This window comes from Candidatus Bathyarchaeota archaeon (assembly GCA_026014805.1).
Classification (GTDB): Archaea; Thermoproteota; Bathyarchaeia; order Bathyarchaeales; family SOJC01; genus JAGLZW01.
In genome coordinates, this window is record JAOZHR010000016.1 from 1 (window position 1) to 14191 (window position 14191).

12 protein-coding genes and 1 pseudogene are annotated in these 14191 nt (G+C 43.4%); 4 read left to right on the top strand and 9 right to left on the bottom strand.

The genetic code is table 11. The features are described 5' to 3' along the window. The coding region (locus tag NWE91_03760) for a PAS domain-containing sensor histidine kinase (GenBank protein MCW3985512.1) at positions 1-1262 on the top strand (1262 nt) is incomplete at its 5' end. Positions 1263-1480: 218 nt separating this feature from the next. Here NWE91_03760 and NWE91_03765 read toward each other — a convergent pair. The 8 genes and pseudogenes from NWE91_03765 to NWE91_03800 all read right to left on the bottom strand — a co-directional run bounded on the left by NWE91_03765 (position 1481) and on the right by NWE91_03800 (position 6544). After that, positions 1481-2431, bottom strand: a complete 951-nt coding sequence (locus NWE91_03765; GenBank protein MCW3985513.1) for an SDR family NAD(P)-dependent oxidoreductase — start codon at positions 2429-2431, stop codon at positions 1481-1483. A 192-nt stretch (positions 2432-2623) separates the two neighbouring features. Continuing rightward, on the bottom strand, positions 2624-3616 hold the full coding sequence (locus NWE91_03770) for a ParB/RepB/Spo0J family partition protein (protein MCW3985514.1): 993 nt from the start codon (positions 3614-3616) through the stop codon (positions 2624-2626). Next, positions 3570-4076, bottom strand: coding sequence for a hypothetical protein (locus NWE91_03775; GenBank protein ID MCW3985515.1), 507 nt, complete (start codon positions 4074-4076; stop codon positions 3570-3572). The genes NWE91_03770 and NWE91_03775 overlap by 47 nt, the downstream gene beginning before the upstream one ends. 30 nt (positions 4077-4106) lie before the next feature. After that, positions 4107-4325 (bottom strand): hypothetical protein, encoded by a 219-nt coding sequence (locus NWE91_03780; GenBank protein MCW3985516.1) that lies wholly within the window; start codon positions 4323-4325, stop codon positions 4107-4109. A 343-nt stretch (positions 4326-4668) separates the two neighbouring features. Next, positions 4669-4806, bottom strand: a pseudogene (locus tag NWE91_03785) (UDP-glucose 6-dehydrogenase). Between the two features lie 147 nt (positions 4807-4953). Continuing rightward, on the bottom strand, positions 4954-5505 hold the full coding sequence (locus NWE91_03790; protein MCW3985517.1) for a HEPN domain-containing protein: 552 nt from the start codon (positions 5503-5505) through the stop codon (positions 4954-4956). After that, positions 5468-6079, bottom strand: coding sequence for a nucleotidyltransferase domain-containing protein (locus NWE91_03795; protein MCW3985518.1), 612 nt, complete (start codon positions 6077-6079; stop codon positions 5468-5470). The genes NWE91_03790 and NWE91_03795 overlap by 38 nt, the downstream gene beginning before the upstream one ends. 102 nt (positions 6080-6181) lie before the next feature. Further along, entirely contained in the window at positions 6182-6544 is a 363-nt protein-coding gene (locus NWE91_03800; protein ID MCW3985519.1) for a hypothetical protein, read from the bottom strand. A 404-nt stretch (positions 6545-6948) separates the two neighbouring features. On the opposite strand from NWE91_03800, the gene NWE91_03805 reads away from it, so the two are divergent. Further along, the gene (locus NWE91_03805; GenBank protein ID MCW3985520.1) at positions 6949-8976 is read left to right on the top strand and encodes a PKD domain-containing protein; all 2028 of its coding nucleotides are present in this window, start codon (positions 6949-6951) and stop codon (positions 8974-8976) included. 19 nt (positions 8977-8995) lie between these two features. Further along, positions 8996-9880: a hypothetical protein gene (locus tag NWE91_03810; GenBank protein MCW3985521.1), complete on the top strand. Its 885-nt coding sequence runs from the start codon at positions 8996-8998 to the stop codon at positions 9878-9880. 46 nt (positions 9881-9926) lie between these two features. On the opposite strand, the gene NWE91_03815 is transcribed toward NWE91_03810, so the two are convergent. Beyond that, the gene (locus NWE91_03815; GenBank protein ID MCW3985522.1) at positions 9927-13025 is read right to left on the bottom strand and encodes a carboxypeptidase regulatory-like domain-containing protein; all 3099 of its coding nucleotides are present in this window, start codon (positions 13023-13025) and stop codon (positions 9927-9929) included. Between the two features lie 279 nt (positions 13026-13304). Here NWE91_03815 and NWE91_03820 point away from each other — a divergent pair, with 279 nt between their 5' ends. Beyond that, positions 13305-14147 (top strand): glycosyltransferase, encoded by an 843-nt coding sequence (locus tag NWE91_03820; GenBank protein MCW3985523.1) that lies wholly within the window; start codon positions 13305-13307, stop codon positions 14145-14147. Positions 14148-14191: the final 44 nt, after the last annotated feature.

A 14191-nucleotide genomic window follows, 5' to 3' on the forward strand; every position in this document is an offset into this window, starting at 1 on the left:
ACGATTATGTGCCGAAAGAGCAGCACGATGTAATGAGGGAGTCTCTGAGAAAAGTTTTCAAAACGGGAAAACCAGATAGCTTCGAGGTTTCCTCAAACATCCCAAAAATTGGCACCATATGGTTCAGTGCAAAAGTGGTTCCCATCAGACATGATAAAGAGAGTCCCAGTGTTGTAATAATTACTACAGACATCACCGAACGCAAGAAGGCGGAGAGAGCGATTCTAGAGAGCCAAGAGAGGTTTGAACGGTTGTTTACAGGTAATCCTGAAGCCGCCGTATGTGTGGATTCAGCCTTTCACATTTTGGATGCTAATCCACGCTTCGAAGCGCTTTTCGGCTACTCTATGGATGAAATTAAAGGAAAGTACATCAATGACATACTGGTGCCAGAGGACAAGATGGAAGAAGCTGAGATGTTGAACAGAAAAGCCAAGAAAGGATATGTGTATTTTGATTCTGTTAGGAAGAGGAAAGACGGGTCTTTGGTTCAGGTGTCCATAGCTGCCGCCCCAGTCGTAGTTGAAGGTCAACGCTTAGAGCATGTAGCAGTGTACAAAGACATCTCTCAACTTAAACGCGCTGAGAAGGCATTACAGGAATCGCTGGAAAAACTGGGTGTCGTTGGCAAGTTGACTAGGCATGATGCGCGAAATAAGCTTTCCGTGGTTACAATGAACGTCTTCTTAGCTAAGCAGAAGCTGGCTGAAAGCCATGAAGCCTTGAAACACTTGGACGAAATTGGATTAGCTGTTAAACAGGTGGAAGGAATCTTCAATTTCGCAAGTATTTACGAGAAGTTGGGTGCCGAAGAATTAGTTTATATTGACGTAGGGAAAACTGTTGATGAGGCAGTTTCGCTGTTTTCAGACCTGAGCGGCGTAGAAGTAACGAATGATTGTCGTGGATTGATGGTTCTGGCGGATTCGTTGTTGAGGCAGTTATTCTACAATCTAGTTGATAACTCGTTGAAACATGGTGAGAGGGTTAGCAGGATTAGAATGTACTACGAAGAGGGAAAAGATGATCTGAAGTTGATTTATGAGGATGACGGCGTAGGCATATCTAAGGCTGAGAAAGAGAAGATTTTCAAGGAAGACCTCGGAAAAGGCACAGGGCATGGACTTTACTTGATGAGGAAAATGTGTGAAGTGTATGATTGGGGCATCAGAGAAACGGGCAAACAAGGCAAAGGAGCCCAAATCACCATAACTATGCCTAGAGTTGGTGAAAGCGGTAAAGCAAACTATAACATTCATTAGCCATACAGTCTTCCACACAACAAGTTAATTTCACATATTGAACTAGTTTGTAGGTTTTTCCAGAGCTGCTTCCTCACTGATTGTTGAAAGTTCTAGGCGTCAAATAATAACTTTTGGTCTTCTAAAAAGGTGCTGCGACGTACATCCTAGATGTGTGCATGGAGAAATATGTCCTATTTGAATTGACAAAGCAAAAAAGAGGAATTGACGAAATGGAGCTACGCTACCAAATGTTTGACTGTTCTTCTTAGGGCTTGGAGGCTGTTGTGTTTTGGTTTCCATCCTTTTGATTTTATCTTGGTTATGTCTAGTAGCATTTTTTTGACATCGCCTTTCCAGCCTCTTCCGCCGTCCACGCCGCCAGTGTAGATGAGTTTTACGTTGTTTAGGCCCATTTCTTCCGTTATTATTTCGGCTATTTGGGTTACGGAGGTTTGATCCTCGGAGCCTACGTTGCAGATTTCAACTCGGTTCCTGGCTGTTTTGTAGGCGGTTTCTATGGCTTTTATGCAGTCATCTATGTAGAGGTAGGATTTTGTTTGGGTTCCGTCGCCTAGGATTTCGAGTTGTCTCGGGTTTCTGCGAAGCTTCAAGATGAAATCGTGGACGACGCCGTGTTGGCTTCTTGGTCCAATGGTGTTGGCTAGGCGCAGGATTACGGCTTTTTTGTCGTAGGTGCGGGCGTAGGCGGAGATGAGGGCTTCGCTGGCTAGTTTGGAAGCGCCATAAAGTGAAATTGGCTTTAGCGGACCGTAACTTTCGGGGGTAGGTATGGTTTTGGGCTCGCCGTAAACCGTGGATGTGCTGGCGAAGATTACTGTGTGGATTTTCATGTTGTCTTTGAGCTGCTGAAGCAAGATGTGTGTTGCGTAGATGTTCTGTCTGAAGCATGTCTGGGGGTCACTTAGTTCCAAGCGAACTTCTGGGTTGGCAGCGAAGTGATAGACGATTTCAATGTTTTCTAGGGCTTTTCTAACGTGAGCGGGGTTTGTACAGTCGCCTTCAAGCAGCTTCACTTTTTTGGGTGTTCGCTTTAGAAGGTGTCTGACGTTCTCTTTTGAGCCGGCGGAAAGATTGTCTAAGATTGTTACTTCCCAGTTGTGCTGGGCTAGTGAGTCGCAAAGGTGGCTTCCAATGAAGCCTGCGCCGCCTGTAACAAGCGTATGCATTTTTATTCCTTGAAGGGTTGTTTTGCCTTAGGGATGTTATTTATCTTTTGCATTTTGGCGTGGTAGTGAGGTGGTGATGTTGATGGGTGTTGACGCATTGCTTACCTTCTGCCGTTGATTGCGGGCGTTTACTCATTTCAGGTTCATAAACGTCGTTGCATTGAGTAAGGCAAGGTGTATGGTCGTAGCTTGCTATTCTACCCAGTAGCCGTCGCCTTCACGGTAGATTATGCAAGAATTGTTGCAGTGGGGGCAGTTGAAGCTTAATGCTTTTGTGAGAAAGCTTTTCTTTTCTAAGAGGCTTGCTTTCGTTTTTTCTAATGCTTCAATTTTCTTTCGAAGGCTCTTAATAATTCGCGGTGATGGTTTTCCCGGGTTTTTCTCTATTTCTTCTCTCGTCGCTGTCTCTTCTTCAAAGCGTTTCGCTCGCTCGTTAATCTCTTTGGGCTCTAGGATGCCCTTACGTATTTTGATCGCTGTTTCTTTGAGAGCTTCGGCAGCTTTTTCGAATTCTTCTGGAGTTTCTAGTTTGGGAATTTTGGGTGCGATTACAGGCAGGATCTTTTCGGCGGCTTCAACGCGTTTTTCGTCAACTCTTGCTTTGAATTTTTTTTCGCGTTTTTCAACGATTTTTCGGGTTTCTGATGTAGTGAGTTTCTTCTTGAGAATTTCGTTTGCGGTGAAGACTGCTTCTTTGATGTTTCTCTCTATCACTTTTTTGAGTGCCATTATGTGTGATATGCGGATCTGTTTTGTCCACACGGCTTTCTGAATGTTTTCAGGAAACTTGAATATGTTGAGATGTGCTAAAACCCAGCGGGAATCCACGTTCAGCTGTTTGCTTATGTCCTGCAGTGTCATGTCTTCGGCTCTGAGCTTTTTGAAGAACAGTGCCTCCTCCTCAACCGTGTAGTTTTGTCTAACCTTGTTCATCTTGAAGACTGACAGCATTGCCTTCGCGTCGTCTGCATCGACCACTTGGACGGGTACGGTTTTCCATCCAAGCTCCTTAATTGCCCTATATCTTCTTTCGCCGTCAATCAGTTCGTAGAACTCGCCTCTGGGGCGAACTATTAGATCGCAGAGAAGCCCGTCTTTCTTGATTTCTTGCTTTAGAGTCTCCAGATCGAAGATTAGCCTAGGCTGGTATGGGCTTGGCTGGAGCAGGTTTACTTCTACTTCCATTTTTTATCTTCTCAATTCTTTTTGTACGGGCACGGGTTCGGTGGTGGTCATTTCGCTTCTTTTGTGGCAAGTCTACTGGAGTGGCGCGGCTTGGTTTGTAAAGAGAGCTTAGTGTTAGCTGGCATTCTGAAGAGGAAAAGGATGCATCCAATGTTTCTCTTTTTGTTGGATACATGCATGTGTTGCCAAGGTCCAGTGATCCAACGGTGTAACTTAGGGTCTTGTTTGAAGGGTCTTCTTCTGGTATACTTGTGAACGTGTATATTCCTGTAGCAATTTTCTCTTCCTCGCCTTCGATGATTTCGATTTTTGTCGTTTGAACTAAGAAGATTATTGCGGCGCTTAGGCAGGCATAAACTCCAACTACTTTCACGCTGTCGCCTCTGATAGGTGAAAAGTACAGAATTACGCCTAATACTGTCATTAATACAAGACTTACTACTATGCGAACGCGTGTCAAGTTTTGCTAAACCTCTTTTTCGGGTCTAGGCTACAGTTTTTGTTTGAGTTCTTCTGGCACGTCTAGTACTCTGATAATGTTCTTGGAGGTTATGCCGTAGATTGGTTTGCCTAGAGGGTCGAATCTGTCATGACTTCTGACAACGTTGACTAGGACAAGTTTGACTTTTAGTGTTGAACCGTCTGCCAGCTTGTAGATGTTCCATTCTTCTTTTTCGTTTTCGAAGTCAACTTCTTTTCCTTCTAACAAATCTCCATTATTTTGCAGGTTAAACCCCTCCCTTTATGAGTGCATCGTTCTTGATAATTGGACTATTGTCTAATATGATAATTATGGAGTGTTCTGAATCAGAATGTGAACATGCCATTCAAGACGCTTGCACTTCCTACCCCCCCTCTCCCCTCCCCCCTAGGTTCTTTTGGTAGCTAATCAATTTTTGCCTCGTTACGGTGTCAGTTTTGGGTTAGAGAAGCCTTGAAGAACACGGTTGCTTCTAGGCTTCTTAGTATTGTATGAGTTTTTCATTTGTGTTGACATGTAATTCTCATAACTCTCTTTTTGCTATTTCAACTGCGTGTTTCGCTTGGTTTTCATTAACTTCGTGGACTGCTTGAAGTAAGGTGGGTGTGTAGCCGAGTTGGTTGGAGAAGGCGATAAGCGCTTTCACGTCTTTAGGAAAGCATGACTCTCCGTATCCCAGTCCAGCGCGTAGGAATCGGGGGTGGGTTCCAAAAATTAGCTTAGAGCAAGGTCTTGCGAGAACTATTACGTGGTTTCAAAGAAAGAGCATATGAATAAAGTTAATGTAATCGCGCTTTGTCCTATTTTTCTTTTAGAAGCTTAAGGAAATCTTCTCTGCTTAATCCAGCTTCTTTTATTATTGCTCTGTATGTCCTTTATCAAGTTTAGTGATTGATGACATGCGTTTTAAGTGGGTTCTAATGTTTTTAATTTGGTCTGTTGTTATGTTTTCTATGGTTTTCTCTATTTCTAAGACGAATCTATGGGCAGATTCGACGTTTCTTCTGATTTTTGTTTGTTTAAGTTCTTGGGTTACATAGTATTGAGTTTCTATTCGAATTTGTTTAGCTTGTGAAATGTCAGTGACTAGATTTTTATTGAGGATTCTGTGTCTTGTGAGTAGTCTTGCGATGGCGATGCTGCAGTCGTGTATTTCTGATTTGATTCCTAATTTTATTAGTAGGGCGTAAAGTGCGAAGTATCTCGCATAATATGCTGTTGTTAGAATCCAGTCGGTTTCTTTTATTTGCAGAGCGGCGTTCATTGTGTTTAGAGAGCTTTTGGCTTTTCTTATGTACGCCTTTGCTAGATTTTCGTTTGGTTCAATTATTCTTATACCTCTTCTCTGTCTAAAACACCAGGTGACTCCTCTATTTACCAGTATAATTCCTCCATAGCAAATTGACAAACAAGTCTGGATTTTGCAGGATTATGTGATTCTTTACAATCTCTTTTATTAGGGTGTCTCCAGTTATTAGGCCTTCATTGAAATTTTTTATGGTAGAGGTTTTAATGTTGATTTCTTTGCCATAAATTTTGCCGATTTTTTTTATTTCCATTATTTGGTTTTCTGAAAGTTTACCGAGGTAAAATAAGTCTATGTCGCTGGCTTCGGTTACATAGTCTTTTGCATAGCTTCCGAAAAGCACAATTGCGCATTGAACATTTACATTTATTAGGTGTTGGGAGATTTTTTTGATTAGGAAGTTCTTTTGCAAATATTTTATTGCTTCAAGTTTCTCGGATACTGAGAGATAGTCTTTTGTTAGGATGTTGTTGGAGTTGAGTAGATGTTCTTTGTTCTTTCCTACTTTTCTGGAAATTAGTATTTTGTTTTTTTCCAGTTTTTTTAGATGGGGTAGGAGTGTTACGTGGCTGGTGTTGAGTTGTTTGGCCATGGCTCTTACGTGTAAGCTTTTTGCGTAGTCGGTTCTGTATAAATTTAATATGGCAAAGATGTAATTGGTAATTTTTTCTTCCATATAGTAAAAATTGCTACCATTAATATTTAAAACTTTGCACGTTAGAAACGCCTAGTTACAGAACTAGCGTTTAAAGTGGTAGAAATTAGGTTGCGAGGCGTTTTATTTCAGCTCTCTTAGCGCTTTTTCAAGGAGGGCTTTTGCTTCGTTGACCAGCCTCTCTAATTCGTCAAGCTGAGCATAGATTTCTTTTTCTTCAATGTTAGATGCAACATTCTTGATGATTTCTGCAGCTTGTCCTGCGATCAATAGCCACCTTCGCTGCTGATTAAGGCTTATCCGAATCATTTTTCCTTTGATTCTTTGGTGTTTTATTTCGCCCCCGGCGATCTTAGTGGCGACTTCGAAGATTTCTTCAAGGTTCTTAAGCGTTCTTTTCCGAAGCCTTTGAGTGCTTGTTTCAACTTCCTTTCTTATTATCGTGATCCGCCTTGAAACATATCTATTGGCGGAGATTTTTACCAATAGATTAGACCCCTCCCCCCCTAGGCTCTTTTGGTAGCTAATCAATTTTTGCCTCGTTACGGTGTCAGTTTTGGGTTAGAGAAGCCTTGAAGAACACGGTTGCTTCTAGGCTTCTTAGTATTGTGAGAGTTTTTTATGGATAGTAATGTACGATGGAATGTGCACTGCACATGTTTGCAGAGTTCTAAGAGGGTGTCGTCGGGAATTTTAGGCACGCGCGTGCGCGCATCAATACGTGTACAAGAAGGTAGCCCAGAAATTGACCATAATTATAGAAGAAAGTTCCTTAACTGTTAAATTGCCAAACAGTAAATATGATATGTGGGCACACCTAGAGAAGGGAGAAGTCAATTCATGAAAGAATTCTGCTATCAACGTCTCTCTTTCGCTTAGGAGAGAATCCTATGAGCAAAGGGGGAAAAAGTTTCTTTCTAGTTCTGACGGTAGTCATAGCGCTAGTGTTGCTTGGGTCTGTCGTCTTTAGTCAGGTGGGAGACGCAAGATATCATCTTGAGGGATATTCTAGGGGCAAGGCTGAGTGGGTCAGAGGCAACTTGAAGGGCTGGTTGGAGGACAATTGGGTTCCATACCGCCTTAGGATGGAAATAGTTACCTCAGGCTCTTTTGACGTCACTATACAGCATGACTATGAATGGACTGGATCAGGCGGGCCAGATCCAGGGGTTGATATGTGCAGGTCAGAGCACGATGATCCATTTTATGGCACTCCAGAGTTTTGGACTGAACCAACTTACGACGATTTCTGGATTGGAGACGAAGCGGGAGTCCTTCTACCAATCTCAGTCAGCACGGCAAGGATTTCTGACCTTATTGAATCCAACACCATCTTGATTCAGTATACGTCAACGTTTACGGTTCCAAGTGAATACGTGGGTGAAGTCATTTATCTCTACTGGATGGCTCACCTCGCCATAGGTTCAAGTGGATGGTCAGGCTCCTCGCTACACGCCCACACCGCGGTGACAGGGAACCAAGATGTGCCCATTGCAATACCTCCACACAACGAGATTTATGGACACAAGTTCTATGACTACAACCGCAACGGCATTGTCCCGGATGATGGCGATTATGGAATAGGGGGTTGGAAGATATTTCTAGAAGGCATTTATCTTGAAGGACCAATCAGTTGGGAAACACAAACCGATGACGCTGGATACTATGAGTTTTTGGGATTGCCTGATGGAACTTGGACGATAACCGAGGAATTAAGAAGCGCAGAGGGATGGATGCAAACCACGGTTTCAACATACACGGTATCGGTCCATGGAGGACAAATAGAAGGACCCTATGATTTCGGCAACTATCTTTTAGAGCCTGCAATTGACGTGGAGAAGTCTGGTCCAGGTTTAGCTCATGAGGGCGATACAATCAAGTACACCATTACAGTTTCGAACACGGGCAACGGTCCTCTTTCCGACGTTACCTTGACCGATACCGTGTTGGGGATAATAGATGGAACCTTTAGTCTTGCTGTAGGAGAGACAAAGGCGTTCTACGTTGATTACATAGTTCCAGCAGGTGTTGAGTGGGTAAACAACACAGTCACAGCTGAGGGATATGATGAGCTGGGTCGGCAGGTGACAGACACAGACGATTGGTCTGTTAGAATTATCCATCCGCAAATTGACGTGCAAAAATCTGGTGTGGACTTGGCTCATGAAGGGGACACAATCACCTACACTATAACGGTTAGGAACACCGGTGATTGTCCACTCTATGGTGTAACTGTTATCGACACTTTGCTTGGCGACCTCACCTCATATCTGCCAGATGACACTCTAGACCTAGGCGAAGTCAATACCTTTGATGTGGACTACACGGTTCCGGTTTGTGAGGGAACTCCCGCTAAGATAGATAACACGGTTACCGCTTCAGGAACGGACAAGTTGGGGTTGACTGTTAGTGACGTGGCTTCTTGGAGTGTTGATGTTATTCTTCCTTATCCTCCGGTTGCCAAGTTCACCGAAGATCCTGTTGAACCTCTGGTTGGTCAAACGGTCACTTTTAATGCTTCGATTTCGCAGCCTGGTTTTGACGGTTATGATGTTTGTCCAATCACGGAGTATCGTTGGGACTTTGATGGAGACGGCGAGTTAGACTTGGTTTCAAATAAGTCGGTCGTGACCTTCATCTTTGATGCAGAAGGGGAGTACAACGTAACACTAACCGTTTATGCTCCTCCAGGGCCTCAAGGTCTTCCTTGCTATGACCCGTACGACACGATGTGGCATATCAAAACGGTTGTCCCTCCTGTAGGAAGAGGCTATGCTGTGCCCATAGGAAACGAAGAAAGTTCTTCACTAAATTTCAATGTGGGTTTGGCCTATGCAATCATGGTGGCTTTTTTTGTAGCGTTTGTTTGGACTAGGCGCAAAAGTGGAAAAATGATACGTACATTAAAGACCATATAGCATGTGGAGGATCTTCCGCATGACGGGTGAGAAGCAAAGTACAGGACGGAGATTAAAGATTGTTCTAATCGTCCTATTGTTGTTTTCCCTTTCATTCGTCATCTTCCTCTCTACGCGCAGGAGTGAGCACTTTCCGTTTAAGGCTGCCATAGTAGATCATCTTAGCTTTACAGGCTGGACCAATCAAAGTTTCGTAAATACATCTACGACAATGTTGGAGTCAGCTGGGTTTGATGTTGACTATTATGAGGGAGAAGAAGTTACGGTGGATTTTTACAGGAATCTTCCATCCCGTGGATATGGATTGATTATTTTAAGGGTTCATACAGCTTGGTTAAGGGTCGCAGGAGAGGAATGTGCTATCCTCTATACCTGTGAACCGTATGAGCCAGGCATGTACGCTGATTACCCTGGGCTTGTAATCGCGTATTATTCTGCCGACGAACCATATTTCGGCATAGGCCCAGGGTTTATCAGGGCTCTGGATGGAAGCTTTTCGCACACTATGGTTATTATGATGGGTTGCAATGGCTTGAGAAACCCTGAGGATGAGGTGGCAAAGGCTTTTGTCGAAAAGGGTGCGAAAGTCTATATAAGCTGGAGTCTAGAAGTGTTGGCTACCCACACCGACGCAGCGACGACTCGTCTAGTTGAACATCTTCTCTTGGAAAAGAAAACGGTAAAGGATGCTGTGAGAGAAACAATGAATGAAGTGGGTCCAGATCCATTTTTCAACAGTACTTTGCTGTACTATCCAGACAAGGCGGGGGATTACTCTATGCCACTTAATGCAGCCTTCATCGTGAATGAAACAAGTGTTTCGTATGTTGCAGAATGGCTTGGGAACAAGCTGGAGTTCTTGAAAGTCAAAGCAAGCTTGTTTTCTTTAACCCACAGAACCTGAGGACATTCGACTGCGCGCGCTTATGTGGCTCTTGCTTTGCCTATCTTTATCGCGGTGGCTTTGCATCTGGAAAATTCTCGCAGGGATATTCTTTGGGTGCCTTATGCCTTGATGCTATGCTTTGTAAGCGTGGGAATTGGTTTAGAACGCCTAAGACTGGTAGAATAACGTTGAGGCAAAGGCTTGAAAGTTTCTGGAGCCCATAGAAACTAACTGTTTCGCTTTTGATTGTAGTGTTTTCGATTTGGCCCTCCAACACAGCAAGGGTTTTAATAGATGAGGTGTTCTGTGATTTTACTTGATAGAGTTCTATAGCCTGCGTCAGGGTTAGTACGGGTATTTCCAGTTCCTTGATCTTTTTCAGTAGGTATTCAAGGTTTTCCGGCGTGTTTTCTAAGGATTCAGGCTCAGGGCTCTCGTGTATTCCGTGGATGACGAAGATTGCGATTCCCCCGTTTTGATTTGTCTCATTCAGCCAGTAGCCGATCATCTTTTTGGAGAGATGTACACCTACTATGGGAATGTGAGTGCCGTGTTCGTCGTTTGGGTTCCAGATCATTTTTGGTTCTTGGTCTCCCTCACCAAGTCTTTGATATGCGTAATATTCATCAACGATTGAGTCCCAATGCACTTCGCCATAGGGGTAGACGAAGCATGGATTTTTCATGGGCCCTAGGTTGTCGTTAATCCATTCTTTGCTTTCTTCAATTTCCCACCTGGCGTAATGTTCTTGTAGACTGCCTAAGTGCGGGTGGCTTTGGCTGTGGCTTACTATTTCCCAACCTTCGTTTTTCATGGTTAACAGTTCCGGCAGAATCATGATTGGTTTATCTCTCCACTGATCATCATCCCAAGTGTAACGTTTATTTTCATAGTTTCTGACCATCCAAGTGATCGCGGAAACGACGCTGACGTAGCCATGACGTTCTAGGATCGGCTTTGCAACTTCATAAGTGTTCAATAGTCCGTCGTCAAACCAGAGAATGACACCTCGGTCGCGAGGAATCGGCTTGTCTTCTAGGAAGTTTCTGTTGTATTTCGCTATTTTGTTCCACCAGTAGGGATGGTTGTATAAGCTTGCCTCATCCATACCAGCCTCGTGTGTTTCTGGCTCATACCCCATCCAAACAGCGAAGCGTTGGATTTTATGGTTAATTGCGTCGGTATATCTGGAAATTACGTCGTTTAGGCTGACACTTTTCCAAGAGTAGCCGAGGCCTCCATATGGCCACAACCAAAGATAGGTGCCTAAAGTACGTGAGTTCATTAGGGGTATTAAGGCTGAAAAGTTTACATTGGGTGGACCGTAGAGGTCTATGTGAAAGTTGCTCCAATCATATTGATCCATGAACTGGTAGAGTCCTTGGTATGGTGTTTGATGTGACATGTAGAAGCACAATATGACGTTGTTGTGTTGAACCGTGTTTACAGCATTTAGGAAGTTTGACAGGGCAGAAGCACCATATAACATGTATATTGCGTCAACGTCGTCAACATATATTCTTTGAGACGGGCTGGCTGAAATTTCGCTTTGAAGAATGTAGACGAAGTCTTTTTCAGTGGTTGCGTTTTCAAAAAGATAGCAGGGAACCCACTTCCAAAACTTGATGCTGTATCGAGCTAGGTTGTTCATGCTTCTGTTCAGGTCTGGATCGTATCGTACTACTACGTTTTGAATGGAAAGGTTATGCGCCCACTCTGCGAGGGTTAGATTGACATGTTGACCTATCCAGGTGAACGTGTTTTCTGGTTGTTCCAAGTTGATAGAGATTTTTATGGCAGCTAGGTTGTTGGCTGGATTTTCGTCAGTTTCAAGGATTGCTTCTGCGGTTAGAGCGTAGTCGTTTGGGGCAATGTTCGATGTATTCCAGTTGAACGAGAGGATCGTGGATTCTTTTGAATTTAACGTCAGTGTTTCCGTACGTATTGGGGTTGTGTCGTATGTAACTTTGATATCAAAGGTTTCTTCGTAGTCACCTGGATTCTTGACGCCCACGTTAATGGTTACAACGTTTCCTATGTATACCTGAGCTGGAGCAGAAACGTTAGTAACAACTACGTCGTGTATCTTCAAAGGAGGTTTGGGGATAGATATTAAAGTGAAGTTCAGATTGACTGTGGCTAGGATGTCCACGAAAATGCTTGGTTTAGACTCATTGTAGTATCCGTCTGCTAAGGCTATGACATCGTACGTGGCAGGCGAAGGGACCTCAATATTATAATAACCAAACAAGTCGGTGGATGCTGTATGACCGTCAGCAGAAACAGTGGCACCCACAACCAGAAGAGATGTTTCGTGGTCAGTGACATAACCTTCAATCCAACCAACGCCGGGTTTGATAACGATCGATGTATTGGCAAAGTTGTTGGCCTGAACCTCATCTGTAGCGAGAATGGCTTCAGCGGTTATGGCGTAGGTTGCTGGAGAAATGCCTGTGGTGTTCCAGCTAAAAACCTCAATTTTCGAGTCTTTCGAAGCCAAGAAGACAGAATGGGTTTCGATGGAACTTGCATTGCACATAACCGCTAAGTTAAAGGTTTCATCGCAGTCACCTGGATTCAGTAGGTAAACCTTAATGGCTACAACCTGTCCCTGATATGCTTCAACTGAAGCAGAGATGCTAGAAACTGCTACATCGTGTTTCTCCACGATTGGTTCAGGCGTTGGAGGGATGAGTGTTAGGTAGAAGCTTACGGTGACTGTGGCTTGAATGTCGACGAAGACATTGGCAACGGTTTGGTTGTAATAATCGTCAGCTGAAGCGGTGAGATTGTAGGTTCCCGGAGCTGGAACTTCAATCTTATAGTATCCCTTAACATCTGTTGTGGCAGAGTAGTCTTTAGCTCCTACACTTGCTCCTTTAATCCGCTCCCATGATGTTGAAACGTCAGTAACGATGCCCATAATCCAGCCAAAAGTGGGCTCAGAACTCGGGTCTGGATTCGGATTCGGTTCTGGAGGCGGTTCAGGATTTGGCCTAGTTTCATCATATGAATCATGGTTATAGATGAACAACATGTTTGTAACGGAGAACAACGCGACGGAGGATAAAATGAATAGGATACATAAAAAAAGTACACGAGAAAATTCAGGGGTTATTTTGCCAGTCCAATGTTTTGAGCCGCTTCGCAATTCTACAACCATAGTGTATAACGCTGAAAGCGTATTATGTCTTATGTAACACGACATACGATTCGATTTAATTAGACATACTCAAGATTGACTATAAAAATGGCGCATTCACATCGTCGTTCAGCTCAAGCGTATTGAATTGTTCAACGACCCAAAAATTGTAGAGAACACAAATTCAGCAAGGTGCGCGCAAGTTCAGGTATAAGTTTCTTATAAACACTTTTTTACGTTGGAAGAACTTAAGAATAAGTTGTGAAGTTTGCGCGCGTATAGATTTCATGGAAAGTGCATGTGGTCGATTTGAATCAAAAGGGCTTTACGAATACGCCCCTTGTTTCCGTCGTAGTCCCTACGTTCAATTCAGAGGAAACATTGGAGGCTTGCTTGCAATCAGTTGAAAATCAAACTTATCCGAATCTTGAGATTATTGTTGTAGACAGGTACAGTAGTGATAGCACGCTTGGGATAGCCAAAAAGTTTAATGCAAAGGTGTATCTTGTGAGCTCTGAACGTAGTGCCGCCAAGAATTATGGCGCCGCAAAGGCGCACGGTTCATTCCTTCTTTTTTTGGATTCGGATATGGAGCTAACTCCGAAAGTTGTAGAAGAATGTGTAAATGTGTGCCTTAGTAAAGACGTAGATGCGGTAGTTATTCCCCAACTGTCCGTAGCTACAGGTTTTCTAGCTGAGTGCAGAAAAGTTGAGAGATCAATGCTTATAGGGGATCGGCTTTTCGAAATTCCCCGCTTTTTTAAGAAAGGGCTGTTTCTAAAGACCGGAGGCTTTGACAAAGGTCTCATCTTGGGGGAGGACGCGGATTTGCGTCTACGCATGGAAAGGGCTGGATTTAAAGTCGCTAAGATCAAGGCTGAGATAAAGCATTATGAGGGAATTATTTCTTTCACTATAATTGCTTTGAAAGCTCTCTATTATGGTAAATCTTTGCCTTTTTTCATAAGGAAGAATCCTTCACTCGCTATGAAGAGAGCCAATCCCGCCCGCTTCATTTATTCTAGGAATATGAAGTTATTGTTCAAGCATCCAGCGTCGTTGTTAGGTCTGATTTTCATAAAGCTTGTTGAGTACATTGCCTATTTCATTGGCATCTTGACAACGATGTTAGGCTTGATTTAAATTGATCCCTGAAAGAGAAATTGGACGAAAAGGTAAAAGAACCT

What these genes read in the sequence shown, in the direction of transcription:
- NWE91_03765 (MCW3985513.1), bottom strand. Translation starts at nt 2,431, where the DNA reads ATGCATACGCTTGTTACAGGCGGCGCAGGCTTCATTGGAAGCCACCTT.
- NWE91_03770 (MCW3985514.1), bottom strand. Translation starts at nt 3,616, where the DNA reads ATGGAAGTAGAAGTAAACCTGCTCCAGCCAAGCCCATACCAGCCTAGG.
- NWE91_03795 (MCW3985518.1), bottom strand. Translation starts at nt 6,079, where the DNA reads ATGGAAGAAAAAATTACCAATTACATCTTTGCCATATTAAATTTATAC.
- NWE91_03805 (MCW3985520.1), top strand. Translation starts at nt 6,949, where the DNA reads ATGAGCAAAGGGGGAAAAAGTTTCTTTCTAGTTCTGACGGTAGTCATA.
- NWE91_03810 (MCW3985521.1), top strand. Translation starts at nt 8,996, where the DNA reads ATGACGGGTGAGAAGCAAAGTACAGGACGGAGATTAAAGATTGTTCTA.
- NWE91_03815 (MCW3985522.1), bottom strand. Translation starts at nt 13,025, where the DNA reads ATGGTTGTAGAATTGCGAAGCGGCTCAAAACATTGGACTGGCAAAATA.